The organism is Saccharopolyspora karakumensis, from assembly GCF_004349225.1.
Classification (GTDB): Bacteria; Actinomycetota; Actinomycetes; order Mycobacteriales; family Pseudonocardiaceae; genus Saccharopolyspora; species Saccharopolyspora endophytica.
The window spans coordinates 56316-82505 of sequence record NZ_SMLA01000019.1 but is presented as its reverse complement, the minus strand read 5'-3'; the positions used below and the strand labels follow the sequence as shown (position 1 = coordinate 82505).

Annotated in this window: 25 protein-coding genes; 18 read left to right on the top strand and 7 right to left on the bottom strand. The window is 69.7% G+C overall.

Features of this window, described 5'->3' with window-relative positions; all coding sequences use genetic code 11:
* Window positions 1-31: 31 nt before the first annotated feature.
* The 5 genes from E1202_RS15050 to E1202_RS15030 are packed head-to-tail and all read left to right on the top strand — an operon-like array spanning window position 32 to window position 5684.
* On the top strand, window positions 32-1609 hold the full coding sequence (locus E1202_RS15050) for a lipid II flippase MurJ (protein ID WP_165943867.1): 1578 nt from the start codon (window positions 32-34) through the stop codon (window positions 1607-1609).
* A complete protein-coding gene (locus E1202_RS15045; protein ID WP_132683700.1) occupies window positions 1606-3006 on the top strand; it encodes a hypothetical protein in 1401 nt (466 codons plus the stop codon). Before E1202_RS15050 ends, E1202_RS15045 begins: the two co-directional genes overlap by 4 nt.
* Window positions 2993-3637, top strand: coding sequence for a sugar transferase (locus E1202_RS15040; RefSeq protein ID WP_268952325.1), 645 nt, complete (start codon window positions 2993-2995; stop codon window positions 3635-3637). Before E1202_RS15045 ends, E1202_RS15040 begins: the two co-directional genes overlap by 14 nt.
* Window positions 3634-4629 carry a glycosyltransferase gene (locus E1202_RS15035; protein WP_132683698.1) on the top strand — a complete coding sequence of 332 codons (996 nt, stop codon included), beginning with the start codon at window positions 3634-3636 and terminating at the stop codon, window positions 4627-4629. The genes E1202_RS15040 and E1202_RS15035 overlap by 4 nt, the downstream gene beginning before the upstream one ends.
* Window positions 4626-5684 (top strand): GNAT family N-acetyltransferase, encoded by a 1059-nt coding sequence (locus E1202_RS15030; RefSeq protein WP_132683696.1) that lies wholly within the window; start codon window positions 4626-4628, stop codon window positions 5682-5684. Before E1202_RS15035 ends, E1202_RS15030 begins: the two co-directional genes overlap by 4 nt.
* Before the next feature lie 69 nt (window positions 5685-5753).
* Here E1202_RS15030 and E1202_RS15025 read toward each other — a convergent pair whose 3' ends face one another.
* Window positions 5754-6842 carry a right-handed parallel beta-helix repeat-containing protein gene (locus E1202_RS15025; protein ID WP_165943866.1) on the bottom strand — a complete coding sequence of 363 codons (1089 nt, stop codon included), beginning with the start codon at window positions 6840-6842 and terminating at the stop codon, window positions 5754-5756.
* A 136-nt stretch (window positions 6843-6978) separates the two neighbouring features.
* Here E1202_RS15025 and E1202_RS15020 point away from each other — a divergent pair, with 136 nt between their 5' ends.
* The 5 genes from E1202_RS15020 (at window position 6979) to E1202_RS15000 (ending at window position 11731) form a co-directional block, all read left to right on the top strand.
* Window positions 6979-8250 carry a nucleotide sugar dehydrogenase gene (locus E1202_RS15020; RefSeq protein ID WP_132683692.1) on the top strand — a complete coding sequence of 424 codons (1272 nt, stop codon included), beginning with the start codon at window positions 6979-6981 and terminating at the stop codon, window positions 8248-8250.
* Between the two features lie 60 nt (window positions 8251-8310).
* On the top strand, window positions 8311-9414 hold the full coding sequence (locus E1202_RS15015) for a lipid II:glycine glycyltransferase FemX (RefSeq protein WP_165943865.1): 1104 nt from the start codon (window positions 8311-8313) through the stop codon (window positions 9412-9414).
* 274 nt (window positions 9415-9688) lie between these two features.
* On the top strand, window positions 9689-10315 hold the full coding sequence (locus E1202_RS32600) for a peptidase inhibitor family I36 protein (protein WP_132683688.1): 627 nt from the start codon (window positions 9689-9691) through the stop codon (window positions 10313-10315).
* A 72-nt stretch (window positions 10316-10387) separates the two neighbouring features.
* Window positions 10388-10759, top strand: a complete 372-nt coding sequence (locus E1202_RS15005) for a peptidase inhibitor family I36 protein (protein WP_132683686.1) — start codon at window positions 10388-10390, stop codon at window positions 10757-10759.
* Window positions 10760-10840: 81 nt separating this feature from the next.
* A complete protein-coding gene (locus E1202_RS15000) occupies window positions 10841-11731 on the top strand; it encodes an oxidoreductase (protein ID WP_132683684.1) in 891 nt (296 codons plus the stop codon).
* Window positions 11732-11786: 55 nt separating this feature from the next.
* On the opposite strand, the gene E1202_RS14995 is transcribed toward E1202_RS15000, so the two are convergent.
* On the bottom strand, window positions 11787-12641 hold the full coding sequence (locus E1202_RS14995; protein WP_132683682.1) for a VOC family protein: 855 nt from the start codon (window positions 12639-12641) through the stop codon (window positions 11787-11789).
* A 422-nt stretch (window positions 12642-13063) separates the two neighbouring features.
* Here E1202_RS14995 and E1202_RS14990 point away from each other — a divergent pair, with 422 nt between their 5' ends.
* The 3 genes from E1202_RS14990 (at window position 13064) to xylB (ending at window position 17129) form a co-directional block, all read left to right on the top strand.
* Window positions 13064-14323 (top strand): ROK family transcriptional regulator, encoded by a 1260-nt coding sequence (locus E1202_RS14990; protein WP_207918641.1) that lies wholly within the window; start codon window positions 13064-13066, stop codon window positions 14321-14323.
* A 68-nt stretch (window positions 14324-14391) separates the two neighbouring features.
* Window positions 14392-15549 carry a xylose isomerase gene (gene xylA / locus E1202_RS14985; protein WP_132683680.1) on the top strand — a complete coding sequence of 386 codons (1158 nt, stop codon included), beginning with the start codon at window positions 14392-14394 and terminating at the stop codon, window positions 15547-15549.
* 170 nt (window positions 15550-15719) lie between these two features.
* On the top strand, window positions 15720-17129 hold the full coding sequence (xylB, locus tag E1202_RS14980; protein ID WP_132683678.1) for a xylulokinase: 1410 nt from the start codon (window positions 15720-15722) through the stop codon (window positions 17127-17129).
* Between the two features lie 8 nt (window positions 17130-17137).
* Here xylB and E1202_RS14975 read toward each other — a convergent pair whose 3' ends face one another.
* The 3 genes from E1202_RS14975 to E1202_RS14965 all read right to left on the bottom strand — a co-directional run bounded on the left by E1202_RS14975 (window position 17138) and on the right by E1202_RS14965 (window position 19160).
* A complete protein-coding gene (locus tag E1202_RS14975; RefSeq protein WP_132683676.1) occupies window positions 17138-17326 on the bottom strand; it encodes a hypothetical protein in 189 nt (62 codons plus the stop codon).
* Entirely contained in the window at window positions 17323-17658 is a 336-nt protein-coding gene (locus E1202_RS14970) for an NAD(P)H-dependent oxidoreductase (protein WP_165943863.1), read from the bottom strand. The genes E1202_RS14975 and E1202_RS14970 overlap by 4 nt, the downstream gene beginning before the upstream one ends.
* A 293-nt stretch (window positions 17659-17951) precedes the next feature.
* Window positions 17952-19160 carry an MFS transporter gene (locus E1202_RS14965; RefSeq protein ID WP_132683674.1) on the bottom strand — a complete coding sequence of 403 codons (1209 nt, stop codon included), beginning with the start codon at window positions 19158-19160 and terminating at the stop codon, window positions 17952-17954.
* Window positions 19161-19505: 345 nt separating this feature from the next.
* On the opposite strand from E1202_RS14965, the gene E1202_RS14960 reads away from it, so the two are divergent.
* From E1202_RS14960 to E1202_RS14950, 3 genes are all read left to right on the top strand, one after another.
* A complete protein-coding gene (locus E1202_RS14960; protein WP_132683672.1) occupies window positions 19506-20633 on the top strand; it encodes an endo-1,4-beta-xylanase in 1128 nt (375 codons plus the stop codon).
* 160 nt (window positions 20634-20793) lie between these two features.
* Window positions 20794-21456 carry a hypothetical protein gene (locus E1202_RS14955; protein WP_132683670.1) on the top strand — a complete coding sequence of 221 codons (663 nt, stop codon included), beginning with the start codon at window positions 20794-20796 and terminating at the stop codon, window positions 21454-21456.
* Between the two features lie 214 nt (window positions 21457-21670).
* Window positions 21671-23041 carry a sigma-70 family RNA polymerase sigma factor gene (locus E1202_RS14950; protein ID WP_132683669.1) on the top strand — a complete coding sequence of 457 codons (1371 nt, stop codon included), beginning with the start codon at window positions 21671-21673 and terminating at the stop codon, window positions 23039-23041.
* A gap of 14 nt (window positions 23042-23055) precedes the next feature.
* Here E1202_RS14950 and E1202_RS14945 read toward each other — a convergent pair whose 3' ends face one another.
* A complete protein-coding gene (locus E1202_RS14945) occupies window positions 23056-23616 on the bottom strand; it encodes a hypothetical protein (protein WP_132683668.1) in 561 nt (186 codons plus the stop codon).
* A gap of 235 nt (window positions 23617-23851) precedes the next feature.
* Here E1202_RS14945 and E1202_RS14940 point away from each other — a divergent pair, with 235 nt between their 5' ends.
* The gene (locus E1202_RS14940; RefSeq protein WP_132683667.1) at window positions 23852-24292 is read left to right on the top strand and encodes a hypothetical protein; all 441 of its coding nucleotides are present in this window, start codon (window positions 23852-23854) and stop codon (window positions 24290-24292) included.
* A 99-nt stretch (window positions 24293-24391) separates the two neighbouring features.
* A complete protein-coding gene (locus tag E1202_RS14935) occupies window positions 24392-24586 on the top strand; it encodes a hypothetical protein (RefSeq protein ID WP_132683666.1) in 195 nt (64 codons plus the stop codon).
* Window positions 24587-25141: 555 nt separating this feature from the next.
* On the opposite strand, the gene E1202_RS14930 is transcribed toward E1202_RS14935, so the two are convergent.
* A complete protein-coding gene (locus E1202_RS14930; RefSeq protein WP_132683665.1) occupies window positions 25142-26143 on the bottom strand; it encodes a LacI family DNA-binding transcriptional regulator in 1002 nt (333 codons plus the stop codon).
* Window positions 26144-26190 lie beyond the last annotated feature (47 nt).

Below are 26190 nucleotides of genomic sequence, written 5' to 3'. Positions count from 1 at the left end.
GCGCTCTCGCCCTCTTGGGCCATTCGTCACCGTGGCGGCACGTCGTTCGGCCGTCGTCGCGAGCTGGACGTTGATCAGTCGGGCGACCGGGCTGGGCCGCGTGGTCGTGATAGGGGCGGTGCTCGGGCCGACCTTCTTCGCGAACACGTTCATCGCCACCAACGTCGTTCCCAACATCGTCTTCTCGGCCGTGGCAGGACAGGCACTCGGGCTCGTGGTCGTGCCGGCCGTCGTGAGCGCCTCGTCGCGCGGGCCGCGCGGGCCGCGCGGGCATGCCGCGGAACTGCTCGGTGGTGTGGGAGCGTGTCTGCTCACGGCGGCCGGAGCGGTGACCGCGCTCCTGATCCTCGCCTCTCCTCTGTTGGCGTGGTCACTGACCTTCGGCATCGACGACCCCGTCGTCGGGCAGCAGGCTCAGCGCATCGCAGTGCTGCTGATCCTCCTGGTCAGCCCGCAGGTCATGCTGTACACACTGGCCGCCCTAGCGGCTGCCGCCCAGCAAGCTCAGGAGCGGTTCGTCCTCGCCGCCGCCGCGCCGGCGGTGGAGAACGTCATCCTGATCGTGATCGTTGTTGTCGCCGGTGTCACGTGGGGTACAGGTCATGAGGTCGGTGGTGTCCCGCACGGTTTCCTCCTGACGCTGGGGGTGGGCAGCACAGCCGCCGTCGTCGTCCACACGGGACTGCAGCTGTACGGTGCAGCACGGTGCGGCCTGGCGGTCCGGCCGTTTCGCAGGTGGTGGCGCGAACCCGGCGCGTTGCGGGTCGCGCGGCGTCTCCGTGGTTCCCTCGCGGTACCCGCCGCACCGATGATCGGGATGTACGCGCTGCTCATCGTCGCGGCGACGGTTCCCGGAGGTGTGGTCGTCGTCCAGCTCGCGTACGCCATCTTCCAGTTCCCGATCGCGTTGGGGGCTCGTGCCGTCTCGATAGCCGTGCTGCCCGACATGTCGGGCAGCTACGAACGTGGCGACCGCGCCGCCTTCGCCGCATCGTGGCGTCAGGCACTGACATATGCCACCGTGACCGGTTTGCCCGCGGCGGTGCTGCTCCTGGTGCTCGGTGAGTCAGTGGCCCACGTGCTCGCCAGCGGCGAGATGCGGTCGCCCGACGTGATAGCCCGGTTCGCGGCGTGCATCACCGTCGTCGCGGTGGCCCAGCTTGCGGCCGGGATGCACCAGATCGGACGCCAGGGATTGTTCGCACGCATCGATGTCGCCGGACCGAGGAACGCGAGCCTGGCATTGTTGATCATGACTGTGACGATCGCTGCGTTGGCGCTGTTGGTCACGCCCGGAACAATGCGCCTGGTCATCCTGTGCGTCGCGTTGCTGCTCGGGGAGCTCGCGGGGGCGGTGATCACGCTCGTTCGGCTGTGGCACGCCATCCGGCCCGAGAAGTTCGCCGATCCGGCGCACATCGCGGTCGCCGTCATTGCTACGGCAGCGATGCTGCCCGTCGTCGGGGTCGGCTGGTGGCTGCTGGATACCAACGAACTCGGCACCGCCGCAGAATTCGGCGTGCTCGTTGCGTGTGGACTGCTGTCATTGGCCGCTTTCACCGGAGCTGCGCGTGCCAGGTTGCTCCACCTGTCGGGAGGTGCGACGTGATCTCGTTGGTCCGCGACAGAACACCGCGAGCGCGTGTCGGCGGCGACGGTCGGCTGGTCGCGTTGGCCGCGGTCACGGCGGTCGTGTTCGGGGCGTTGTCGATCGTGGGCGGGTTGCTCGTGTTCGCGACGCTCGGGATCGTCGGGCTCTTCGCCGTCTGCGCCTACCGCCCGGTGTTCGCTCCTTACATCTACCTCGTCACGTTGCCGTTCCTGGCCGGGATCGAACGCGGCGCGTTGGTGCCGATGGCGCGTCCGAACGAAGCTCTGCTGGCCGTGCTGCTGGCAGGCGCTTGCTTCGGCGGAGTCCTGAGATACCTGCGCGGTGACGCCGTGCGGTTGCGGCTGCGTCCGATGGACATGCCGCTGGCCGGCCTCGTGCTGCTGGCCACGGTGTGGCCGATCGCCTCCATGATGCTTCGCGGGCAGACACCGCTGGGCTCGGATTTTGCGGCCGTCCTGCCGATGTGCAAGCTCGCGGCGTTGTTCGTCCTGGTGCGCATGACCGTGCGAACCGATGCACAGCTGCTCCGATGCGCACGCTTGATCGTCTGGCCGGGTGCCGTCGTCGCCGTGGTGGCGATCCTGCAGACGCTCAACGTCGGTCCCGTGCTGGACCTGCTCGCCGGGTGGTGGTCCACGGACAGCGGTGGGCTCTCGTCCCGGGGGACGACGACACTCGGTTCGTCGATTGCCACCGGTGACTACGTCATCATGTGCTTGAGCCTGGTGATCTGTTGCTCGCTGCGCGGTCTGTTCGCCAGGCGGGAAGCACTCGTCACCGGCTTCGTCCTCGGAGCAGGAGTGCTGGCGGCCGGGCAGTTCTCCACGTGGATCGCGGCCGCGGTCGCGGTGGTGGTGATCCTTCGGAGGATCCCGCAGCTGCGGAGGAGCGCCGTGAGATTCCTGCCGGTGGTGGGGGTCGCCGTGCTGGTCGGCGCGCCCGCGTTCCTCGGCCGGATGTCGGACTTTTCGGAGGGCTTCACCGTCCCGCGCAGCTGGTTGGGACGCTGGGACAACATCACCCACTTCTACGTGCCCCGGCTCGACGAGTTCGGCTTCTTTCTCGGCGTCTCGCCGGATTCAGTGCTCGTCGCTCCGGAAACCTGGCGTGAGCTGATCTACCTCGAGAGCGGTTACCTGCAGTTCCTGTGGGTGGGCGGTCTGCCGCTTCTCGTGGCATTCGGGTGGCTTTCGGTGTCGGTTCTGACCGCGACATCGCGGTTGAGGACGCGTCAGGACGCCACTGGCGCCTACGCGACGACCCTCGAGATCACGTGGTGGGTGATCCTCGTGCTCTCGATCATCGACATTCACCTGGTCCTGCGGGGGTCTGGCGACCTGCTGTTCGTGCTCCTCGCAGTCGTTTCGGGGAGGTGTACCCGTGATCGATCGTGACCTACCAGTCCGACGGCCACTCGACCCTCCTCTGTGGGCCGGCGTCGTCCTGGCAATCGTGGCGCTGGGATTGCTCGCGATACCGATGCTTGTCATCGGCGCGCTCGTACGGCTGACGGGTCCCGGCCCTGCCCTGCTGCGGCAGCGCCGCGTCGGTCTCGCGGGAGAACCGTTCACCCTCTACAAGTTCCGCACTATGCGCGTCGGCGGCAGCGACGCCGCGCACCGGGAGCTCATCGCTCGTGAGCTGCGGGGTGAAGACACCTTGATCGATGGCAGCTGCAAGCTCGACACCGATCCGAGGATCACCCGCTTCGGCTCGTGGCTGCGCAGGACCAGCCTCGACGAACTCCCCCAGCTGATCAACGTGGTCCGCGGAGACATGGCGCTGGTCGGTCCGAGGCCTTGTCTGGAGTGGGAAGCGGCGATGTTCCCCGCGGCCTACGCAGAGCGGTTCACCGTCCGGCCCGGCATGACCGGGCTTTGGCAGGTCAACGGCCGGAGCACGATGGGGACTCTCGAGATGTTGCAGTTGGATCTCGCCTACGTCCGGCAGCGCTGCTTCTGGAGCGATCTCGTGATCCTCGCCAGAACGGTGCCTTCGATGCTGCGCGGAGGTGGTTCGCGATGACCACGCTGTTCGTGGCGACGACAGGGGGTCACCTCGCCCAGCTGGACAGGCTGGCACAGCGCGTTCCCCCCGCCGGCACCGCGCTGTGGGTGACCCCCGACTCCACGCAGGGCCGCTCGTTGCTGACACACCGGGATGCGGAGTTCACCCACGTCGTCCCGGGCCGCAGTGTTGCGGGTGTGCTGCGGTGTCTGCCGATCGCCCACCGGATTTGGCGGGACCGGGAGGTGACGCGGGCCATCTCAACGGGTTCGGGAATAGCGCTGGGGTTCCTCCCGTACCTGGCGGCGCGCGGTGTCGAGTGCCACTACGTCGAGAGCGCAGCCAGAGTCACGGGTCCCTCGCTCACCGGGCGGCTCATGCGGTGGGTACCCGGTGTGCGCTGCTACACCCAGTACCCCGGATGGGCATCGCGTCACTGGCACTACGGGGGCAGCCAGTTCGACTGCTACGCACCGGTACCGGCGCACCGCGATCGCCGCGGTCCGATCCGGGTCCTGGTCACCGTGGGAACGTCGGCCTTCCCGTTCAGACGCATGCTCGCCCAGCTCGTGCAGCTGCTCGCGCCGCAGGGTGCGCTGAGCACCACCACGGGGCGGACCGTGGAGGTGCTGTGGCAGACGGGTTCCACGCCGGTCGACGGGTTGCCGATCGACGGGGTCCAGTACCTGTCGGGGCCCGATCTGGACCACGCCCTGTCGGTGTCGGACATCGTGATCAGTCATGCCGGTACCGGGTCGGCGATGGCGGCGTTCGAAGCGGGACTGAAGCCCGCCCTGGTCTCTCGCCTGCACGAGTACGGCGAAGCCAGCGACGACCATCAGGATCAGCTGGCCGAGGAGCTGCTGCGGCGTGGTTTGGCGTCGTACCGACGGGATGGGCCGGTCGACGTAGCGGAGCTGATCGCAAGCATGTCCTGGTCGGTTCGGCGCGTTGACGAACCGAGCCCGTTCAGCCTGCTCCCACGCCACGAGAGGAGTGGTCGGCGATGACGCTCGCTGCCGGCGAGATTGTGCGGGTCGATCCGCGGTGGGACGACCGATGGAAGGAGTTGGTGCTGAGCACGTCCGGAGGACCGTTCGTCTCCCCGCCGTGGATCCGAGCGTTGAGCGCGACCTACGGATTCACCCCGATGGCCAGACTCGCGCTCGACGCCGGGGGAAGACCGGTCTCAGGGCTGGCGTGGATCCCGGTCTCGGATGCCCGAGGACACCGGGTCTGCAGTCTCCCGTTCTCCGACTGGGTGGACCCGATCATGGCGGACGCGGCGACCTGGAACGCGCTGACCGACGATCTGCTCGCACCCGGGGAGCGCTTCAGCGTGCGGTGCTCGAAGGACTCGGTTCCCTTCGAGGACACCCGCCTCGAGGTGGTCGACGAGGCGGTCCGACACGGTTGTCGCCTCGACGTGCCCGTGCCGGAACTGTACGAGCGCATCGGGGCCGCTGCCCGGCGCAGCGTCACCAGGTCCGAGCGACGGGGCGTTCGGGTTGAAATCGATACGGGTCTTCACGGGGTGCGGCAGTTCCATCGGCTGCAGGTGGCGCTGCGCAAGGTCAAGTTCCGGATGTTGGCGCAGCCGGTCGAGTTCTTCGAACGGATCTGGGAGGCGTTCACCCTGGAGCAGGCCGTGACCACGATGCTGGCGTACCTACCCGGCGGCACGGAGCCAGTGGCGGGTGTTGTGTTCCTGCGGTGGAACGATGTGCTGTACGCCAAGTTCATGGCGTCGTTGCCCGGATTCCTCGACGACAGGCCGAACGACGCACTGTACTGGACCGGTATCCGTTGGGCGGCGCACCAGGGGCTGCGGATGGTCGACTGGGGAATCAGCGGACTCGACCAGCCCGGTCTGCAGCGGTTCAAGCGCAAGTACTCCACGCACGAGTCGCGCGTCGTGACGCTGCGTTCCCGAGGGGAGGCCTCGCCCGCGGAGATCGAGGTCGGGTCGACCCTGAACGCGATCACGCTGCTGCTCACCGAGGACTCCGTCCCGGAGGAGGTCACGGCGCGAGCCGGGGCCATGCTGTACCACTACTTCTGCTAGGAGCGGCACATGTCGTGCGATCATCGGCGCGGTCTCGTCCGGGCGTTGTCGCCCTCAGGGTTGTCCGCATCAGAAACGTTCGTTTCCCTCGACGCGCAGGCCTGGCCGAGAACTCTCGTCCACCTCGACCATCGGGTAGTCACCGCGGAATCTGTTGTCGACGACCGTCGCGGACGTCGAACCGTCCGCGATGTACACCCCGTTGACCAGATCCGGGCCCGAGATCTCGTTGTCCCGCACCGTGATCTCGGGGAACCATCGGACGAGAACGGCCTGCGACCCCTCGACGGCACAGGTGTTGCCGACGAACCGCAGCGAGCGGGAGCGGCCGACAGCGCCGTCCTGACCAGCCTCCTCCGCCGTGGCGATCAGGCATTGGTGATCGACGTTGTAGCAGGCGTTCCCGGAGATCTCCACGTCGCGCGTGGGCGGACTGGAGTTGTCGTAGGTCTGGAAGCAGTCGGTGTGCGGCGGGTCGGGGTAACCGTCGTCGGAGATGTCGTGAACCTTGTTTGCGCTGATCCGATGTCCGGTGCCGAAGAACCGGATCCCGTCGGCATCGTTCGACTCGCGCATGACCGAACGGCTCACGTCGTTGTTCAGCACGGAGATCCGCTCGCCCTCGATCCTGATCCCGGTGCCGTCCGCCTCGCGCACGACGTTGTCCGTGATGTCCGTGTTGGTGCACTGGCAGCTGATGCCGTCGTCGTGCGCACGCAGCACTTCGCTTCCCCGAACCGTGAGGCCCGTCCCGTCGAGCGTCACGCCGTCGCCGTCGACGGTGGTGAAGCCGTCAACGATCACGTGGTCGGCGTCCACCGAGACCGCGCCCACGGTGGCGTCCCGACCGACCAGCACGATGGGTTGCTGCGGAGTTCCCGACGCCGTCGCCTCCAAGTCGGCGCCGTGGAGTCGATCACCCGCGAAGCACAGAGTCTGACCGGGTGCGGCCTGAGCGAGTTGAGCGCGGGCCTGCTCCGGATCGGTCGCGGTGTGCGTGCAGGTGATAGGGGGCAGTGCTCGCGGAGGCTCGGCAACCGCGGCCGGAGCTCGTTCTGGTCGGGACGGTCCCTCGGGTTCGCTCCCACCACCGGTGCACGCGCCTGCGAACAGCGCCGCCGTCGTCCCCACGACCGCGATCATCATCTTGACGCTCATGGTTTCCCTCCCCGTCTGAAACCCGAGCACAACTTCTCCGAGGTTAGAACTCGGCCCCGATTCATGCAGCGACGACGGGGCCGCCCGACGTGCTCGGAGCCGGGCGCCGAATCGCATCGCAAAGGAGATGGGTGAGATGCCAGACGAATCGCTTGGACGGCTCGTGGTGGTGGGCCAGGGATACGTGGGACTACCGGTCGCCATCAGAGCAGTGGAGGTCGGTTTCGAGGTCGTCGGGTTCGATCTCGACAAGGACAGGGTGGAGCTGCTCGGGCGAGCCAGCACGTTCGTCGACGACGTGAGCGACGCCCAGATCGCACTCGCGCTCTCGTCCGGCCGGTACGTCGCCACCTGCGACCAGAAGGAGCTGGCCGGGTTCGACGTCGCAGTCATCTGCGTGCCGACACCGTTGCGTGACGGGGCCCCGGACGTCGGCTGCATCGAGGAGGCCGGACGGATGATCTCGGGCCACCTCGCTGCCGGGTGCTGCGTCGTTCTGGAGTCCACCACCTACCCGGGAACGACCGAGGATGTGTTGATCCCGATCCTCGAAGCCGGTTCCGGACTCCGCGCCGGCAGGGATTTCCACGTCGGATACAGCCCGGAACGCATCGACCCGAGCAACCGGACGTGGCGGTTCCACAACACGCCGAAGATCGTCTCGGGCGTCGATGACGAGTCGCTCCGAGTCGTGCGGGAGTTCTACGACTCGCTCGTCTCCCGCACGTTCGCGGTCCCCGGGACGCGGGAGGCCGAGCTCGCCAAACTGCTGGAGAACACCTTCCGGCACGTCAACATCGCCCTGATCAACGAGCTCGCGCTCTACACGCACGGATTGGGGGTCGATGTGTGGTCGGTGATCGACGCCGCCGCGACGAAGCCGTTCGGGTTCATGCGTTTCGAGCCCGGTCCCGGTGTCGGCGGCCACTGCCTGCCCATCGATCCGTCGTATCTATCGTGGCAGGTGAAGCGGTCGCTCGGGCAGGCGTTCCGATTCGTCGACCTCGCCAACGCCGTCAACGACCACATGCCTGAACACGTCGTCGCTCGTGCGGCCAAATGCCTCAACGCCCGCCGCAAGGCGGTCAACGGCAGCCGAATACTGCTCGTCGGCTTGGCCTACAAGTCGAACTCCGGGGACGCGCGCAACTCTCCGGCGGTCGCCGTAGCTCGGCTCCTCGACAAACTCGGTGCCCGGCTGTACGCGATAGACCCGCTCGTCGACTCAACCGCGGTACCTACGTACGTGGAGATGGTGGGCTGCGAGCGGGAACAGCTCGATGGTGCGGACCTGGTGATCGTGCTGACCGATCACGACGTCATCAACTGGGACCTGGTCGCTCAACGCAGCGACTGCGTGTTGGACACGCGCAACCGGCTGCGGTCCGGTAACGCGGAAAGGCTGTGACGGACGCCGGTGACCGGCTCCGCGTCGCGAAAGGGGCAGGACATGTCTGCGGGGAACTCGATGATCATTGTGGACTCGGCTCAACCAGGACAGTCCTGGCTTCGGGCGTGGGACGAACTCGTCGAGGCCACACCTGGTTGTGACGTCAGCCAGCTGAGCGCGTGGGGGCGCGTTCGCGCGGAGGCAGGGTACGCACCCCACTACGTCTTGGTCACGCGCGGGGGCGAAGTCCTCGGTGGGGCGCAGGTCCTGGTCCGGCAGGTGCGGCCGCTCGGGACGCTCGGCTACGTGCCCTACGGGCCCGTGATCGCGACGGGCGTGCCTGACCGCGCGTGTGTGCGTGATGCGCTCGCTGGGGCGCTTGACGACCTCGCTCGGCATCGATTGCGGATGCTGTTCGTGCAACCACCGGAAGGCGTCGACGACCTCAGCGGTGAGATGATCGCGCGCGGATTCCGCGGGTCCGACGCGTGCGTGGCCCCACCTGGGTCGTTGCGCATCGACCTCAACCGCCCTGAGGACGCCTTGTGGTCCGAGCTCGGCAACAAGCGGCTGCGCCGGGAAGTCAGGAGGAGGTCCTGGGAGAACAAGGGGGTTCGGGTCGGTCGCGGTGATGAGCGGGATTTCTCTGTGATGGCCGAGCTGCTCGCCCGGACCGGTGCCCACCACAGGTTCCAGCCGTATTCCGAGGAGTACGTGGAAGCCCTGCTGCATGGGCTCGGCAGGCACGCCGTGCTGTGGATCGCCCGCTATCGCGGAACGCCCGTGGTCGCCCACCTGTACACCCTGTGCGGGGCGACGATGAGGGCGCGCCTGACCGGGTTCGACCGCGCGGTGCCGAGCCCAAACGGGCTGCCCGGCATCCTGCACTGGGAAGCCATGATGTGGGCTAGGGACCAGGGGTTTCGATGGTTCGACCATGGGGGTCTGCCAGAGTCGGCGTTGAGGACGTTGCTGGACGACGTCGATGATTGGTCGTCGCTGAGCAGCTACGTTCGATACAAGTGCGATTTCGGCGGCAGTCCCTACCGTTGTTCTCCTGCGGTTGAGTCCATCAGGCCGGCGGCGCTGCGCGGCGCCTACGACCTGGCGATGCGGACTGGCACCGGCACGCGTCTGATCCGGGCAGCGCAGGGCCTACTGCGTCAGGGCCGTGTCGGGTGACTCGTCTGCGCTGCTCGAGTTGACCGGATACCGGCCTCGCCGCCTGGTTCACGGGTTCTAGAGCATGTTGGGCAGCACCATCCACATACCGCTGTGGACCGAGCCGAGCCAACAGCACGATCCGCCGACGAAATTCGTGTCCTCCCCCGGAAGTCCACCCAAGTACACCGCACGGCGTTCGCTGAGGGTTCAACTTCCTCACCCTGTGCGCATGCGAGCGATGCGCAGGCGCGTTTCGCACGTGGGTTCGCCCTGAAACCGGGCTGCCTGGTTGATGTTCGCGCTGGTTACCGGCTGTGAGTTCGGGCCTCGCGCGGTCTCGGCCGGGTGGCGTGGCCGAAAACGCCGCATTGTCCGTCCGGTTCGAGGCAACCCTAGTCGAACGTGCGACGTGGAAAGGGTGTCGCGATGCCAAGGCCCGACCGGGCCGCTGGGGGCCAACACCGAACACCACACGACGGGGACACCTGTGCGTTCGCACGCCCGCGAACGCTGCGAACTGGGAGGAACGATGTCGACGAGGACACTTGTCAAGGCCGGAACCGCCGTTGCGGGAGGACTGCTGCTGGCCGGATCGAGCATGGGCCTCGCCTCTGCTGAAACCGATCAGGAAGCCACTCAGCGCGCCATGGCCGAAGCATGCGGGGACGGCTACCTGTGCGTCTGGCCCGAGGCCAACGGGCACGGCGAGATGGTGAAGTTCTTCGAGTGCGGCGTCTACGACACGCCGTGGCCGGTCGGTTCCTGGATCAACAACCAGTACACCGGCCAGGTGGCCGAGTTCATCGGTCCCGACCCGGCGAACCCGGACGGCGCGTGGATCGTCCAGTACACCTCGACCGCACCTGAGTTCAGCGACGACAACAGGGGATTCGACACCCGCCGGGTGCACCCCTGCTGATGTGAGGAAAGCGCCCGGCCACCGCTGTTCCGCGCGGTGGTGGCCGGGCCGCACCGACTGGGGGAATCAGCAATGCACGCAGCACTGATCAGCAAGTTGGCCGCGGCCGGCGCAGGTTCACTGCTCCTGCTGGGGGCCGGAGCCGGGTTGGCATCCGGTGAGACGCAGCACGAGGCCACGGCACGCGCTCTGGCGGAGTGCGAGGACACCTTCCTCTGCGTCTGGGACGGACCCAACTACACCGGCAACAGGGTCGATCTCTTCGAATGCCAGGCCGGCCCGATCCCGCTGGAACTCCGCTTGGGCTCGTTCATGAACCGGCAGACACCGGGCACCGTCGCGAACTTCCACGGTGCCGGGGGCGAATGGCAGTACTCCTCCACCGCGGTGGAGGACAGCCCGAACGACAAGGGCTTCGACACCTACCTGGTCGATCCCTGCTGACAGGGGGACGTCGATGGCCACGGCCGCTCGGGGCGGCCGTGGTCATCGGCATGTCGCGACATCGGTGGCACGATGGGCGGCATGACGCGATGGACCAGCGATCAACTACCGAACCTGGCCGGCAAGACGGCCGTCATCACCGGCGCGAACAGCGGACTCGGGCTGGAGGCCGCGCAGGCGCTCGGGCGGGCGGGCGCGCACGTGGTGCTCGCCGTGCGCAACGTCGCCAAGGGTGAGCAGGCCGCCGGGAGCGTGCACGGCTCGGCCGAGGTGCGCCGGCTCGACCTGGGCGACCTCGCCTCGGTGCACGAGTTCGCCGAGGCGTGGGACGGCGAGATCGCCATGCTCATCAACAACGCCGGGGTCATGTTCCCGCCCGAGGGGCTCACGCGGGACGGCTTCGAGATCCAGTTCGGCACCAACCACCTCGGTCACTTCGCGCTGACCAACCTGCTGATCGGCCACGTCACCGATCGCGTGGTCACGGTGTCGTCCAGCCTGCACCGCTCGGTGAAGGGAATCCGCTGGGAGGACCCGAACTTCACCGGCGCCTACGACCCGCAGAAGGCCTACGGCCAGTCGAAGCTGGCGAACCTGCTGTTCACCCTGGAGCTGCAGCGCCGGCTCTCCGAAGCGGGTTCGGCGGTCCGCGCCACGGCCGCGCACCCGGGCTACGCGGCGACGAACCTGCAGAGCCGCGCGGGGAATTCGCTGCTGCGCCGGTTGATGGCCGTCGGCAACCTCATCGTCGCGCAGCCCGCGCAGGCAGGCGCGCTGCCGACGCTGTTCGCCGCCACCCAGGACATCCCGGGCGCCAGCTACGTGGGTCCGGACGGGCCGTTCGAGCTGCGCGGCTCCCCCACCCTGGTCGGACGCACCCAGGCGGCCAGCGACCCCGAGGCGGCCCAGCGGTTGTGGACCCTCTCCGAGCACCTCACCGGGATCACGTTCCCGATGACCGAGAAGTCCTGACGTCCACACCGGACCCGTGCTCAGGCGGCCGCTCGGTCGCTCCTCGTGGAGCGGCTCATCGCGTGGTGATGGTCAGCGGCAGGCCGTGCGGGTCGATGAGCAGCGGTTCGGGTCCTGGTCGCAGCACCGCGCCCGCACCGGCGGCGGTCATGGCCCCCACGGCTCCGCGCGCTTCGGCCACGCCGAGCCCGACGGCGCGCAGCCCGAGCCGCGACTGCCCCGCCGACCACGGGCTGGGCCTGGTCTCGCGGCGGAAGGTGAACAGCTCCAGCACGGCACCGCCGAGTCGCAGGTTGGTGATGACGAACCCGCGCGGGTCGTCGGAGCGGATGAGCTTGCCGATCACCTTCGCACCGAGCGTGCGGACGTAGAAGTCGAGCGCTTCTTGCAGGTCAGGGGCGGTGACGGCGATGTGGTCGAAGACCGGTCCCGCGTCGCGCGGCCGGTTGTGGTGCGCGGCGACGTCTTCGGCGGCCAGCTCGGGCGAGCAGGTCTCGTCGTGGCGCACGGCACCCTCGACGAATTCCAGCAGCGTCCCGTCGGGGTCGGTGAAGAAGGTGATGCGCACGTTGCCGTGGGCGTCCTTGGGATGCGTGGTGAACTCGACGCCGGCTTCGCGGAGCCGGGCCGCCTGGGCGTCGACGTCGCCGACCTTCATGCCCACGTGCCGCATCCCGCACTGCAGGTCGTCGGACGCCCAGCCGCCGAGGTCGCCGTCGCCGATCTCGACGAGCTTGATCCGCGCGGGCCCGGCGTCGAGCCAGCTGACACCGGATTCCCGCGCGGTTTCGGTGAATCCCAGAAGTCCGGTGTAGAACTCCTGGGAGCGCGCCAGGTTCCGGCAGCCGATCTCGACGTGGCGGATCGTGGCGGTGGCCGCGCTCGGGTCGGCGGAATGGTTCGCGGTCATCGCCCCTCCGGCGAGTCGTTCCGGACGCCGCTGGTGGTCGCGATCCGGTGATCGTGCGTGATCACGATGCTGCCACCGCGCTCGAGCTCAGGGCAACGGATTGTCCAGGACACGAACCGAACCCTGTCCGGTTCGTGTCCTGGACGAAGAGGTGCCCGCCTCACCGAGGGGGCGGGAGCGAGACGGGCAGCCGAGAGACTACGCCGCTCGGCGCAACGGCGATCCCCGAATGCGGCACTGCGTGACGATCTCACCGCATCCGGTGATCGGATTAGTTCGCCGGGTCAACCAAGGAGCCCGGCAGACGTGCGCCGTCACCGCATGAACCGGACGAGCCCGCACGAAGGTCGGATCTCGCGGCCACTCTTGCCATCGGCAGATTCGGCCATTAGTTTTGCGGCCGTACTTATTGGGAGGTGGGTGTGGCCGAACGAGGAAGCGGTGAGGCCGTGCGGCTCGGCGCGTCGGCCGGTGTCGACCAGACCGCGGTGCGGCGGGCCAACCTCGCGCGCGTGCTCGACGAGGTGCGGCGCGGCGAGGTCGTCTCGCGCGCCGACATCGCCACCAGCAGCAAGCTCACCAAGGCGACCGTCTCCAGCCTGGCGGCCGAGCTCATCGACCGCGGCCTCATCCGCGAGACCGGCCTGCGCCGCGACGGCGCCGTCGGTCGTCCCGGACGCTCGCTGGAGCTCGACGGCGGCGGCATCACCGCGCTCGGGCTGGAGATCAACTCCCAGTACCTCGCCGCGCGCGGCACCGACCTGGCCGGACGCGTCATCGTCGAGCGTCGGATCGGGTTCGACGCCATGCGCGCCGACCCGGAGACCACCCTCGACCGGCTCGCCGCGATCGCCCGCGAAGCCGTCACCGAACTGGCGGGCACCAGATCGTCGTCCCTGGCCGGCATCGCCGTGGCCGTGCCCGGTCTGGTCGACGCCGAGACCGGCCGGGTGCGCTACGCGCCCAACCTCGAATGGCGCTCGATCCCGATCGCCGACGCGCTGCGCGAGCGCCTCGGTGGTGACGTGCCGATCGTGGTCGACAACGAGGCCAACCTCTCCGCCCTCGCCGAGCTGCACTCCATGACCCCACCGGCCGCCGACCTGGTGTACCTGACCGGTGAGGTCGGCGTCGGGGCTGGCCTGATCACCGGCGGGCGGCTCCTGCGCGGCTCCGGCGGGTTCAGCGGGGAGATCGGGCACGTCCCGGTCGACCTCGACGGGCAGGTCTGCGGATGCGGGCGCCGCGGCTGCCTGGAGACCAAGATCGGCTTGCCCGCCGTGCTGCGCGCGGCGGCACCCGACCTGGCCGATCAGGACGTCGACCCGCAGGAACAGGCCCACGCGCTGCGCCGGCGCGCCGAGGACGGCGGGCCGGAAGCCATGGCCGGCTTCGACGAGATCGGCCGGTGGCTGGGCATCGGCGTGTCGATGCTGGTCAACCTGCTCAACCCGGAGGTCGTCGTGCTCGGCGGCTACCTCGGCACCGTCGCGCCCTACCTGGTTCCCGCCGCGATGCGGGAACTGCGCGACCGCTCGGTGGCCGGAGATGCGGCGGTCTGCCGGATCACCGCCTCCACCTACGGGTTCTCCGCCGCCGTGCGCGGCGCCAGCAGCATCGTCATCGAGGAGATCTTCCACGATCCGCTGCGCATCCCCGCGGCCGAGAAGGCCGTCGGCTGACCGGGTTTCGGCACCACCCGGTGCCGGCACGACATCGCACTGCACCACGACGTGAGGAGCATCAAGTCATGACCGACTTCACCCCGGAGCGCGAGGACAAGTTCTCGTTCGGCCTGTGGACCGTCGGCTGGCTCGGACGCGACCCGTTCGGCGAAGCCACCCGCAGCCCGCTGGACCCGGTCGAGGCCGTGCACCGGCTCTCCGACCTGGGCGCCCACGGCATCACCTTCCACGACGACGACCTGGTGCCCTTCGGTTCCGACGCCACCGAGCGCTCGGCCATCGTCTCCCGCTTCCGAAGCGCGCTGGACGAAACCGGTCTCGCCGTGCCGATGGTGACGACCAACCTGTTCAGCCACCCGGTGTTCAAGGACGGCGGTTTCACCGCCAACGACCGCGACGTGCGCCGCTTCGCACTGCGCAAGGTGCTGCGCAACGTCGAGCTGGCCGCCGAGCTCGGCGCCCGCACCTTCGTCGCCTGGGGCGGTCGCGAGGGCGCCGAATCCGGTGCGGCCAAGGACGTTCGCGCCGGGCTGGACCGCTACCGCGAGGCCGTGGACACCGTCTGCGCGTTCATCAAGGAACGCGGTTACGACATGAAGCTGGCGCTGGAGCCCAAGCCGAACGAGCCGCGCGGCGACATCCTGCTGCCGACCGTCGGCCACGCGCTGGCGTTCATCAACGAGCTGGAGCACGGCGACATCGTCGGCGTGAACCCCGAGGTCGGGCACGAGCAGATGGCGGGCCTGAACTTCGCGCACGGCATCGCGCAGGCGTTGTGGGCGGGCAAGCTGTTCCACATCGACCTCAACGGGCAGAGCGGCATCAAGTACGACCAGGACCTGCGCTTCGGCGCCGGCGACGTGCGCAACGCGTTCTTCCTGGTCGACCTGCTGGAGAACGGCGGTTACGAAGGCCCGCGGCACTTCGACTTCAAGCCGCCGCGCACCGAGGACTACGACGGCGTCTGGGCTTCGGCGGCCGGCTGCATGCGCAACTACCTGATCCTCAAGGAGCGCGCGGCGGCCTTCCGCGCGGACCCGCGGGTGAAGGAGGCGCTGGAGGCGTCTCGGGTCGCCGAGCTGTCCACCCCGACCCTCAACACCGGGGAATCGGTGTCCGACCTGCTGTCCGAGGAGCTCGACGTCGAGGCCGCGGCCGCTCGCGGCATGCACTTCGAGCGCCTCGACCAGCTCGCCATGGACCACCTCCTCGGCGTCAACTGACCCACCGAGCCCCTGGCCCCGGCACCCCTGTGCTGGGGCCAGGGGTGTTCGCACGACCGCGTCCTGATCGCGCACAATCGTGTCCGGTCAGAACCGACCACGGCGTTCCGGCGCCGCACGAACCCGGCCCGGGAGTGCTTGCACTCCGCGAGCACGAAGGATGATCCGCAATGCTGGTGCTAGGCATCGACTCGTCGACCCAGTCCACCAAGGCGCTCGTCGTCGACGCCGACGACGGCGCGGTCGTCGCCGAGGCCAAGGCGTCGCACCCCGACGGGACCGAGGTGGACCCGGCGGTCTGGTGGGAGGCGGCGCAGAACGCCATCGCCGCAGTCGTGGCGAAGTCGCCGGGCCGCATCGAAGCGGTGGCGGTGGGCGGCCAGCAGCACGGCATGGTCGCGCTGGACTCCTCCGGCGAGCCGGTCCGCGACGCCCTGCTGTGGAACGACACCCGCTCGGCCCCGCAGGCCGAGGAGCTCGTCGAACGCCACGGGGCCGAGGCGCTCGCCACCCGCACCGGGCTGGTCCCGGTCGCGAGCTTCACCATCACCAAGCTCGCCTGGCTGGCGCAGCACGAGCCGGACAACGCCGATCGCGTCGCGCAGGTGCTGCTGCCGCACGACTGGCTCGGCTGGCAAATCGCCGGACGCCCCGAGCAGAGCTGGACCGACCACGGCGACGCCTCGGGCACCGGCTACTACTCCCCGACCACCGGCGAGTGGTTGCCCGAACTGCTCACCGAGGCCATGGGCGGACGCACCCCGGAGCTGCCGAAGCTGCTGGGCCCCAACGCCGAAGCCGCGCGAGCGACGCTGCCGGGCATCGAGGGCGCGACCATCGGCGTCGGCACCGGCGACAACATGGCCGCCGCGCTCGGACTGGGGCTCAAGCCCGGTGACGTGGTGGTGTCGCTGGGCACCTCGGGTGCGGTGTTCGCGCCCGCCGAGAAGCCCAGCGCCGACCAGACCGGCATCGTCGCGGGCTTCTGCGACGCCACCGGCCGGTACCTGCCGCTGGTGTGCACCCTCAACGCCGCGCGCGTGCTCAGCTCCACCGCGCACATGCTCGACACCGACCTGGCGGGGCTCTCCCGGCTCGCGCTGGCGGCCGAGCCGGGTTCCGGCGGGCTGAGCCTGCTGCCGTACCTGGAGGGCGAGCGGACTCCGAACCTCCCGGAGGCCACCGGCACTCTGGCCGGGCTGACCGGCGCGAACATGACGCCGCAGAACGTCGCCCGCGCGGCCGTGGAGGGGATGCTGTGCGGCATGGCCGACGCCATCGACGCGCTGCGCGACACCGGCGCCGAGGTCCGGCGGGTGCTGCTCATCGGCGGGGCGGCCCGTTCCGAGGCGGTGCAGGCCATCGCTCCTGGCCTGTTCGGCGTCGACGTGGACATCCCCGAGCCGGCCGAGTACGTGGCCATCGGCGCGGCCAAGCAGGCCGCCTGGGCCCGTTCCGGCAGCGCCGCGCCGCCGCAGTGGGAGGTCGCGGGCACCCGCCGGGCCGTCGGGGACGACACCAGCGGTGCCGCGGTCCGGGCGGCCTACGCCGCCGCGCGCAAGCAGGTCCACGGCATCTGATCACCGGTTCACGCGGCGACGACCTCGCCGAACGCGGATGCCCGGAGGGTGCGGGCAGCTTCTCGGATGAGGTCGTCGGCGCGCGGGTCCGGGCTCCACCCGACGGTTTCGGTGAACCAGTGGTCGTAGAGGAACGTCGCGGGCAGCACCCTCGCGGCGCCCAGGCCACCGCCGAGACCGGTGGAGTGACCTCTCACGGCACACCCAAACCGACTGGTAGCAGTGGTCTTCCGGCCAGCGGGTCGCTCGTCGGCATCGCCAGCCAGGACCGCAGCGGGACGCTCCCGTGCGGCTCGTAGCGGGGCGTCACGATGGCGACCGCAGCGGCCTCGGCGACCACGCGGCGGCTCGCGCGCACCGCGGGATGCCGGTGGTTCCCGGTCATCAGCGCGGAGTGCGGCAGCGCTCCCACCGCGACCTCGGCGACCTCGGTGCCGGTGCGGCGCAGCTCGTCGAGGAGCGTGCGGGCCACCGCCGCGGACCGCGACCTCGGACTCAGGTGCCCGGTGAGCACCGCGAGCTCAACCACACCCGGCCCCCTCGGTCCACAGAGGACTGCACGAGGGCATGGCGGGACACGACAGCACGAGGACTCCCGGGACGAGGCGTGCGAGCGGGTACCGGCCTGAGAACCGGTGCAGGAGAGATGTTCTGAGCGGCTGTGCAGCCGTGGATCAACAGATCGCGCTGCCCACGCGCAACAGGTCGATGTGGCACCGCACCACGAAACCGGCCTGAGCTGTCATGCCGGTCATCCTCGCTCGTGATCAGCGCGCTGCAAAGCACCGCCGCTCGCGTCCCACATCCCGGGCCGGGCAGGGCTCAGGCGGGTCGCCGGTTCGACACGAACGTCACCGACACCAGCCCGATGACCGCGACGGCCGCGAACGCGTAGAAGCCCCACGGGTAGGCCAGACCCGCGCTGAGCAGCGCTCCACCGACCAGGGGGCCGCAGATCGCGCCGAGCCGCCCCACACCGCTGGACGCGCCGAGCGCGGTGGCCCGCCCGATGGCCGGGTAGTGGTGACTGACGTAGGCGTAGACGAGGACCTGCGTGCTGAAGACGAACACACCCGCCAGCAGCACGCTGACGTACACGCCGAAGCCGGGCAGCCGCACGCTCAGCAGGGCGAGGAACACGGCTGCGGCGGTGAACCAGATCAGCGTGCAGGTGCGCACGCCGATGCGGTCGGAAACCCGTCCGGCGAGCAGGAGACCCAGCACCGCACCGACGTTGAGCGTCAGCAGCAGCGCCAGCGCGGCGCCGAGCTCGTAGCCGGCCGCGCGCATGATCTCCGGCAGCCAGGTGTTGAGCCCGTAGACCAGCAGCAGACCCATGAACGAGGTCACCCAGAACGCCAGCGAGGACCGCAGGTAGCCGCCTCGGAACAGGGTTGCCACGGGGCTGCGGGCGGCCTTCTCCTCGGCCGTGGCCGGCAGCGACTCCGGGAGGTGGCGCGCCAGCAGCGGCAGCAGCACCAGCGCGGGCAGCGCACCGATGACGAACATGGCGCGCCAGGTCAGCGCGGGGATCACCAGGATTCCCAGCAGTGCGGTGGCCACGGCACCCACGTGGTAGCCGGTCATCAGGGTGGTCGTCGCGCTCCCGCCCTTGGCCTCGGACGCCTCGTTGACCAGGGCGATCGCCACCGGCAGGACGCCGCCGAGCCCGAGACCGGCCAGGAATCGCAGGGCGCCGAACAGCAGCGGGCCGTCGGCGAACGCGCACGCCAGGGTCAGCGCGGAGAACAGGGCGACCGTGGCGATCATGAGCTTGCGGCGGCCGAAGCGGTCGGTCAGCGGTCCAACGCACAGCGCGCCGATCATCACGCCCACCAGCCCGACCGAGGAGATCAGCGATGCGGTCGCAGGCGTGAGCTGCCAGCTCGGATCGCGCAGCAGCTTGGGAAGCACGACGCCGAGGACCACCAGGTCGTAGCCCTCCAGCGCCACCGCCGCCCAGCACAGCGCGGCGACGCCCCGAGCGCTCGCCCCCGGCGCGCGGCCGGACTGTCCTGACGCCGTTGTCATTCCAGGTCACCTCTTCGCTGTCGGTGTCGTGCCCGGAATCATGTGGGCGCCTCCCGGATTCCGGACCAGCGTTCTGTTCCGCCCAGCGGGAGTCGTTCCGAGGTTGATACCTGCCGCGGCCCGCGGGCGATTCCTGACCGAAATGTTTCGCTCACGGATCGGAAGTCCACCCTCGGGGGAGGTTCATGGCCTCGGCGCGCGAATGCCGGGGATTTGCACGTACCTTGAATCCGAAAGTTGCGGTTCTTGACCTTTCCTCGGGCGCGCCAATAGTCTTCGAAATCGCGTGTTGTACGAAATATTTCGGAAACTGTTCCGGTCCAGTAGAGAACGCGGGAGTCCGCAATGAAGCCGATTCGCCTCGCCACCACCGCCGCCGCAGCGGTCCTGCTGCTACCCGTCCACGCCGAAGCCGCACCCCAGGCGCCCGCGCTGCGCGATGCCGCGCCGGAAGGCCTCGTCGTCGGCTCCGCCGTCGCCGGCGGCGGCCACCACGACGAGCAGCCCTACCCCGACCCGTTCACCTCCGACCAGCCCTACCGCGACGTGCTCGCCCGCGAGTTCAGCTCGTTGTCGCCGGAGAACCAGATGAAGTGGGAGTACCTCCACCCCGCTCGCGACACCTACGAGTTCGGCACCGCCGATGCGATCGTCGACTTCGCCGAGCAGCACGGCCAAGTGATGCGCGGGCACACCCTGCTGTGGCACAGCCAGAACCCGGAATGGCTGGAGAACGGCGGTTTCTCGCCCGAAGAGCTGCGCGAGATCCTGCACGAGCACATCTCCACCGTGGTCGGCCGCTACGCCGGGCGGATCCAGCAGTGGGACGTGGCCAACGAGATCTTCGACGAGCCCGGGAACCTGCGCACCACCGACAACATCTGGATCCGCGAGCTCGGCCCCGGCATCATCGCCGACGCCTTCCGCTGGGCCCACGAAGCCGATCCCCAGGCCGAGCTGTTCTTCAACGACTACGGCGTGGAGGGCGACAACGCCAAGAGCGACGCCTACTACGCGCTGGTCCAGGACCTGCTGGCGCAGGGAGTTCCGGTGCAGGGCTTCTCCGCGCAGGCCCACCTCAACCTCGACGACGGGTTCCCGGCGGACCTCACGCAGAACCTGCAGCGCTTCGCCGATCTCGGGCTGGAGACCGCGATCACCGAGCTGGACGTGCGCATGACGCTGCCGCAGGGCGGTGCCCCCACCCAGCAGCAGCTGACCGAGCAGGCCGACTACTACCGCCGCGCGCTGCAGTCGTGCCTGGACGTCTCCAGCTGCCGCTCGTTCACCGTGTGGGGGTTGCCGGACAAGTACTCCTGGGTGCCCGGAACGTTCCCGAACCAGGGCGCGGCGACGATCTACTGGGACGACTTCACCCCCAAGCCCGCCTACGACGCGCTGCTGGAGACCCTCTCGGCGAGCGAGCGGAAAAGCGGGAAACCCGAGAACGAGACGATGACGACGTCCGGGTGAATCACGCCTGGTTTCGCGGGGGACCTCCTGGCACGGTGGATCGGACTGGGGTTCTTCGCGGTGCGACGAGGCGGCGTGGACGACATCCGGACCTCTGAGATGCGCGAGGGGGGCTTCCCGCCGCTCCACCGCACGAGCGGCGAAAGGTGATGCGGGTCCGATGCGGTCGCAGGCCGAGATCAGCACCGAGGTGTCCTACGAGCGGCTGTCGCGCCTGCGCGACAGCGGGTTCCGCCGGGTCCGGCCCGGCATCGACAACCTCAGCACGCGGGTGCTGCGGCTGGCGGGCAGCCGGTCCGAGGGCTGCGGGAACGTGCGGATGTTGCGCGATGCCCGGACGTTGGGGCTGTCGGTGGAGTGGACCTACCGCTACGGCTTCCCCGGCGAGACCGACCGCTCCTACGCACGGGTGCTGGCGCAGTTCCCCGCTCTGCACCACCTGCCGCCGATGCAGAGCGCCGTGCGGTGCGGCGACGGCATCTCCGGCGACACCGAAGCGGTGCTGCTGGCCGGTGTCGCGGCCTGGCGGCGGGACAACCCGCTCGGCTTGCTGGAGCTCGTCGAGGACGGCGGCGCGCTCGTCGTCCTCGACGACCGGCCGGGTTTCGGTCGGCACGAGTACGTCTTCGCCGGTGAAGCCGCGGAGCTCCTGCGCTACGTGGACGCCCCCTGCCCCCTGTCGGTGCTCGCGGCCCGCTTCGGCGGGCAGGTGCACTCCCGCCTGGCGGATCTGCGCGAATGCGGCCTGGTGTTCACCGACGCGGGCAGCTGGGTGCACGTCATCCCCCGTCCGACGAATCACCGGCTGCAATTCGCGAATTGACCGTTCTGAGCCGTTCGACCCCTTCGGGCGCCGGCGGTGCTGTGATGTTTCGCCCATCGCCGTAGACCGTCGGAAGTCGTTGCGCGCCATACGAACGGAGCAACACGCGGTCACGAAGGCGCAACGAATGCGAGCGTCATCGACCACCGCCGCGCCGGCCGGGGTAGCACTTGTGCCGGGCAGTGTTGATCAAGACCGCGAGCAGGGGGCTGGCATGGCGGCGTTACCGACGGAGGCTGGCTCCCTGGAGCGCAGCGACGGCGAGCTCATCGAGGCGGTGCGCGAGGGCGACACCGGGGCCTACGGAAGCCTCTACGAGCGCCACGTCGCCGCCGCGCACAGCATGGCACGGCAGGTCACCAAGTCCGCCGCCGAGGCCGACGACGTCGTCTCCGAGGCGTTCGCGAAGGTCCTCGACCTGCTGCGCGACCAGCGCGGACCGACCTCGGCGTTCCGCGCCTACCTGCTGACCGCCGTCCGGCACGCCGCCTACGACCGCACCCGCAAGCAGCAGCGGCTGCAGTACGCCGAGGACCTGGCGACGGTGCCCGGCATCGACATCTCCGAGCCGTTCCAGGACACCGCCGTCGAAGGCGAGGACCGGTCTCTGGTCGCCGCGGCGTTCGCGAAACTGCCCGAGCGTTGGCAGATGGTGCTCTGGCACGTCGAGATCGAGGGCGAGTCCCCGGCGAAGGTCGCTCCGCTGCTGGGAATGACGCCCAACGGCGTGTCCGCGCTGGCCTACCGCGCGCGGGAAGGCCTCAAGCAGGCGTTCCTGCAGGTGCACCTGGGCAACCTGGACGCCGAGCAGGAGCGTTGCCGGGAGAACGTGGAGCGGCTCGGCGCGTGGACGCGCGGCGGCCTGGCGAAGCGCGAGACCTCCCGGGTCGAGGCGCATCTCGACGACTGCGACCGGTGCAGCGCGCTGGCCGCGGAACTGGTGGAGATCAACGGGGCGCTGCGCGTGTTCATCGCTCCCCTGGTGATCGGCAGCGCCACCGCGGCCGGCTACCTCACCGCCGTGGGTGCCGGGAGCGGCGGAGTCGTCGGCGGGGTCGTCAACGCCGTGGGCGGTCCGCGACGCGCGGCCGTGTCGGGCGCCGCGCTCGCCGCGGCGCTGGCCGTCCTCGGGTTGGCGATGGCGGCCAACGAGGACGAGATCCCGCCGGTCGCCTCCGCGCCGCCGCAGCCGCCGTCCGCCCCGCAGCAGCCGCAGCCCCAGTCACCCTCGGCACCGCCCGCTCCCCCGGCAGCTCCGGCCGTTCCCGCTCCGCCGGGATCCGCGCCGGTACCCGGACGACCGGCTCCGCCGCCCGGCGCTCAGCAGCCGAACCCGTTGCCACCGCTGCCGATTCCCGCGCCGTCCCCGTCACCCGAGCCGGTCGCCGACGGCGCGGTGCACGCGGGTGTCGAACTGCTCGGACTCGGCGTCGACGCCGACCCGCACCTGCTCATCGACCACAACGGCATCGACGCGGGCGCGGTCGTGACGGTGGAGCAGACGTTCCCGCCGGATCGGCTCATCGCCGTCGACGACCTGACCGGCGCCTTGGACATCCTCGGCAACCCCGTCATCGAGCGCTGAACCACCGGTTCGCCTCACTCACCGGAATCCGACTCCTCGGCGGGAGTCGAGTCCTCCGAACTCGGGGCCTCCTCCGACGACCCGGTGTCCGGTTCGACGGAGCTCGTGTCCGGTTCCGAGAACTGGGACTGCGGCGACTCAGGCGGAGATGTCTCCGGTGCTTCCACCTCCGACTCGACCGACGACCGCGGTTCGGCGGACTCGCTCGTCGACGGCGGGCTCGGCACTTCGTACGGCACCGGCACGGGTACCGGGACAGGAACCGGGATCGGGCCGTCGGTGCACACCCGGAAGTAGCTGTGGACGTCGGCGGGATCGGAGAAGTCCCACCACTCCGGATCGCCGCAGTGACGATCGGCGCTCTCCCGCACCACGAGCCCGCACCGGGCCTTGGTCTTCTCGCTCATCCGCGCCGGATCGATCCCGCACTCGCCGCGCGGCTGTTCGACGGGCGTTCGCGGCGGTGGAGGCGGTGCCGGGGTCTCGACGTAGACGGTCCTCGGCGTCTGCCCCGCGGCGCACCCGGTGAGCAACGCGGCAGCGGCGACACCTCCGGACACGGCCGCTGCGTACATCGCGCACCCCCAGGAAGATCCGTGGTGGACGAATAACCACCTGGTGACCACGTTACGTCGCCGCGTCACAGGTGCCCCGGGACCAAAGGCCCTGGTCGGTGCTCGCCGCTCCGGAGCCCAATGACAGCGGGAACCCGGGCTCCCAGCCGGTGTTCCCTTGTTTCGAGGGGGGTGCGGGCTCATCGCGACCTCACCCCGCATCCCCCTCGTCCACCACCGCCCGGAAGGACCCGTCATGCGCCGTCGTCGGCTCCGCAACGCCGCCGCAGCACTCGCACTGCTGAGCGCTCCGGCGCTGACGGCCTGCGTGACCTACCTGCCCGCGGCCCCACCGACGATCACGATCCCGGTGCCCGCGGCTCCCGTCGCACCCGCAGCGCCGGTCGTGCCCGCAGCGCCCCACCAGGTCCCGCAGCCGAGCCCGGCGCGCACCAGCGGTTGCGTGGCCTCCTACGAGACCGCGCAGTCCCGTGTGGACATCTGCGGTTCGGCCGGATCGCTGTACTACTACGGCTCCAGCGACAGCGGGTCGATCACGCTGCGGGCCTACCCCAGCGGAAGCTGGTACGTGACCGAGACCAACGACGGGCACGTCTACCACGTCGACGACTCGGCGCTGACCATCGCCCGCTACGGCACGATCATCTCCTCGCAGTCGGTGCTGTCCTCCAGCTGACCGGCTGCGCGGGACATGTGCCGGTGTCCGGCCGCCGAGCACTCGCCGGTAGCGTCCTCGAAGACCCGACATCGGCGTCGCACGGCTGCACTGCACGAGGTGGGCCAGGCCGTCTGCAAGTGGCCGGGCACGGCGGCGCTGCGGCGCAGCGTCCTGCAGCGCTTCTTCCGCGATCTGCACAGAGGCACCCAGCACGTGACCTCGGTCCCCGGCGTGCTGCAGAACTGCGGCACGCTGCTCGCCGGCCTCTCGGATGGTCACTGGCAGTTCCTGGACCTCGTCGAGAGCGACTGATCTGGACGGCCTTTGCCCAGCTCAGCGGCTACGTCACGATCAGTGACCGGCCACCGCCGAACGGGTGCAATTCAGCGGAATCCGGGCGCGCCGGACATCAGGGCTTAACTTCTGCACCGGCCGCTGTCAGATTGGGCTCAGCACTCGGGTGCGCGGGCATGCCCACCTCGCCGGCGGTCGACCGAACGGATCAACGATCCCGACGCCGTTCGGGGTAGGCGGAGGGAGCCTCCTGCCCGCGACGGATTAGGATGATCGGCCGCGAGGGGGCGCTGGTTTGAACACCGCACAGGTCCACCGGAAGGCACGGCGCAGGCAGCACTCCCGCGGCAGGCACAACACGCGCCCGACCGCCACCCGCCCTTGGGTGGGGCGCCCGCTGCCCGCTCGCCCCGGCACCTCCCCGATCCGCACGCCGCTGCCGGTCACCCCGGCCGCGCCACCGCCCGAACCTGAGCCCACCCGAGGAACCGCCATGACCGCACGTCACGCCGAGATGATCACGGCGACGCTGTCCATCACCACCTTCCTCGCGGTCGGTGCGATGTGGATCGGCTACTTCTGACGTTTGACGCGAGTTGAGTCGCGGACGACCAGTTCCGGCTGGAAGACCATCTGGCGGTGCCGGATCGGCTCACCCGAGGTTTCGGCGATGAGCAGTTCCGCCGCCGTGCGGCCGAGCTTGCGGGCAGGCTGACGCACCGAGGTGAGCGGCACCGCCGCTGCTCCGGCGAACTCGATGTCGTCGTAACCGACGATCGCCATCTCCTCCGGCACCCGTACCCCGGCGGCCACCATCGCCTGCAGCAGGCCCAGCGCGAGCAGGTCGTTGGCGCAGAACACCGCCGTCGGGCGCGGGCTCATGCCCAGCAGCCGCGCGCCCGCGTCGCGACCCGATGCGACGTCCAGCGCGGAGGACTCCAGCACCGTCAGGTGCGCGCCGGTGCCTTCCAGCGCCGACCGGGCGCCCGACTCGCGGTCCCGGCACTGCGCGAGCATCGACGGGCCGTTGACCATCGCGATCTCGCGGTGCCCGGTCTCGGCGAGGTGGCGCGCAGCCAGCGCTCCCCCGGTCACATCGTCGACGGCGACCGAACTGCCCTGCACCTCCGGCACGGTGCGGTCGACGAACACGTACGGGATGCGGCTGCGGGCGAAGGTCCGCAGCCGCTCGCCGGTGGTGTCCACCGGCGACAGCAGCAGTCCGCGCACCCGCTGCTCGGCCAGCATCGACAGGTAGGACGACTCCAGGTCGACGCGCTGGCCGCTGTTGCAGGTGATCACGTTGAGCCCGGCCTCGTGAGCGGCCTCCTCGGCCCCTCGGGCGAGGTCGACGAAGAACGGGTTGGCCAGATCGAGCACGAGCAGCGCCATGATCCGGCTGCTGCCGGCGCGCAGCTGCCGAGCCGACTCGTCGCGGACGTAGCCGAGCTCCTCGATCGCCGACTGCACCCGCCGCCGCGTCTCGTCCGACACCAGCTGCGGGCGGTTGACCACATTGGACACCGTGCCGATGGAAACCCCGGCCAGCCGCGCGACGTCCTTGATTCCGACCATGCTCAGACCTCACTCACAGACTTCCGTGAGCCTAGTCCGCCGGTGCC

What these genes read in the sequence shown, in the direction of transcription:
- E1202_RS15030 (WP_132683696.1), top strand. Translation starts at nt 4,626, where the DNA reads ATGACGCTCGCTGCCGGCGAGATTGTGCGGGTCGATCCGCGGTGGGAC.
- E1202_RS15000 (WP_132683684.1), top strand. Translation starts at nt 10,841, where the DNA reads ATGACGCGATGGACCAGCGATCAACTACCGAACCTGGCCGGCAAGACG.
- E1202_RS15035 (WP_132683698.1), top strand. Translation starts at nt 3,634, where the DNA reads ATGACCACGCTGTTCGTGGCGACGACAGGGGGTCACCTCGCCCAGCTG.
- E1202_RS32600 (WP_132683688.1), top strand. Translation starts at nt 9,689, where the DNA reads ATGTTCGCGCTGGTTACCGGCTGTGAGTTCGGGCCTCGCGCGGTCTCG.
- E1202_RS14960 (WP_132683672.1), top strand. Translation starts at nt 19,506, where the DNA reads ATGAAGCCGATTCGCCTCGCCACCACCGCCGCCGCAGCGGTCCTGCTG.
- E1202_RS14950 (WP_132683669.1), top strand. Translation starts at nt 21,671, where the DNA reads ATGGCGGCGTTACCGACGGAGGCTGGCTCCCTGGAGCGCAGCGACGGC.
- E1202_RS14930 (WP_132683665.1), bottom strand. Translation starts at nt 26,143, where the DNA reads ATGGTCGGAATCAAGGACGTCGCGCGGCTGGCCGGGGTTTCCATCGGC.
- E1202_RS14955 (WP_132683670.1), top strand. Translation starts at nt 20,794, where the DNA reads ATGCGGTCGCAGGCCGAGATCAGCACCGAGGTGTCCTACGAGCGGCTG.
- E1202_RS15020 (WP_132683692.1), top strand. Translation starts at nt 6,979, where the DNA reads ATGCCAGACGAATCGCTTGGACGGCTCGTGGTGGTGGGCCAGGGATAC.
- E1202_RS15005 (WP_132683686.1), top strand. Translation starts at nt 10,388, where the DNA reads ATGCACGCAGCACTGATCAGCAAGTTGGCCGCGGCCGGCGCAGGTTCA.
- E1202_RS14965 (WP_132683674.1), bottom strand. Translation starts at nt 19,160, where the DNA reads ATGACAACGGCGTCAGGACAGTCCGGCCGCGCGCCGGGGGCGAGCGCT.
- E1202_RS14995 (WP_132683682.1), bottom strand. Translation starts at nt 12,641, where the DNA reads ATGACCGCGAACCATTCCGCCGACCCGAGCGCGGCCACCGCCACGATC.
- E1202_RS15015 (WP_165943865.1), top strand. Translation starts at nt 8,311, where the DNA reads ATGATCATTGTGGACTCGGCTCAACCAGGACAGTCCTGGCTTCGGGCG.
- xylA (WP_132683680.1), top strand. Translation starts at nt 14,392, where the DNA reads ATGACCGACTTCACCCCGGAGCGCGAGGACAAGTTCTCGTTCGGCCTG.
- E1202_RS14945 (WP_132683668.1), bottom strand. Translation starts at nt 23,616, where the DNA reads ATGTACGCAGCGGCCGTGTCCGGAGGTGTCGCCGCTGCCGCGTTGCTC.
- E1202_RS14940 (WP_132683667.1), top strand. Translation starts at nt 23,852, where the DNA reads ATGCGCCGTCGTCGGCTCCGCAACGCCGCCGCAGCACTCGCACTGCTG.
- E1202_RS15025 (WP_165943866.1), bottom strand. Translation starts at nt 6,842, where the DNA reads ATGAGCGTCAAGATGATGATCGCGGTCGTGGGGACGACGGCGGCGCTG.
- xylB (WP_132683678.1), top strand. Translation starts at nt 15,720, where the DNA reads ATGCTGGTGCTAGGCATCGACTCGTCGACCCAGTCCACCAAGGCGCTC.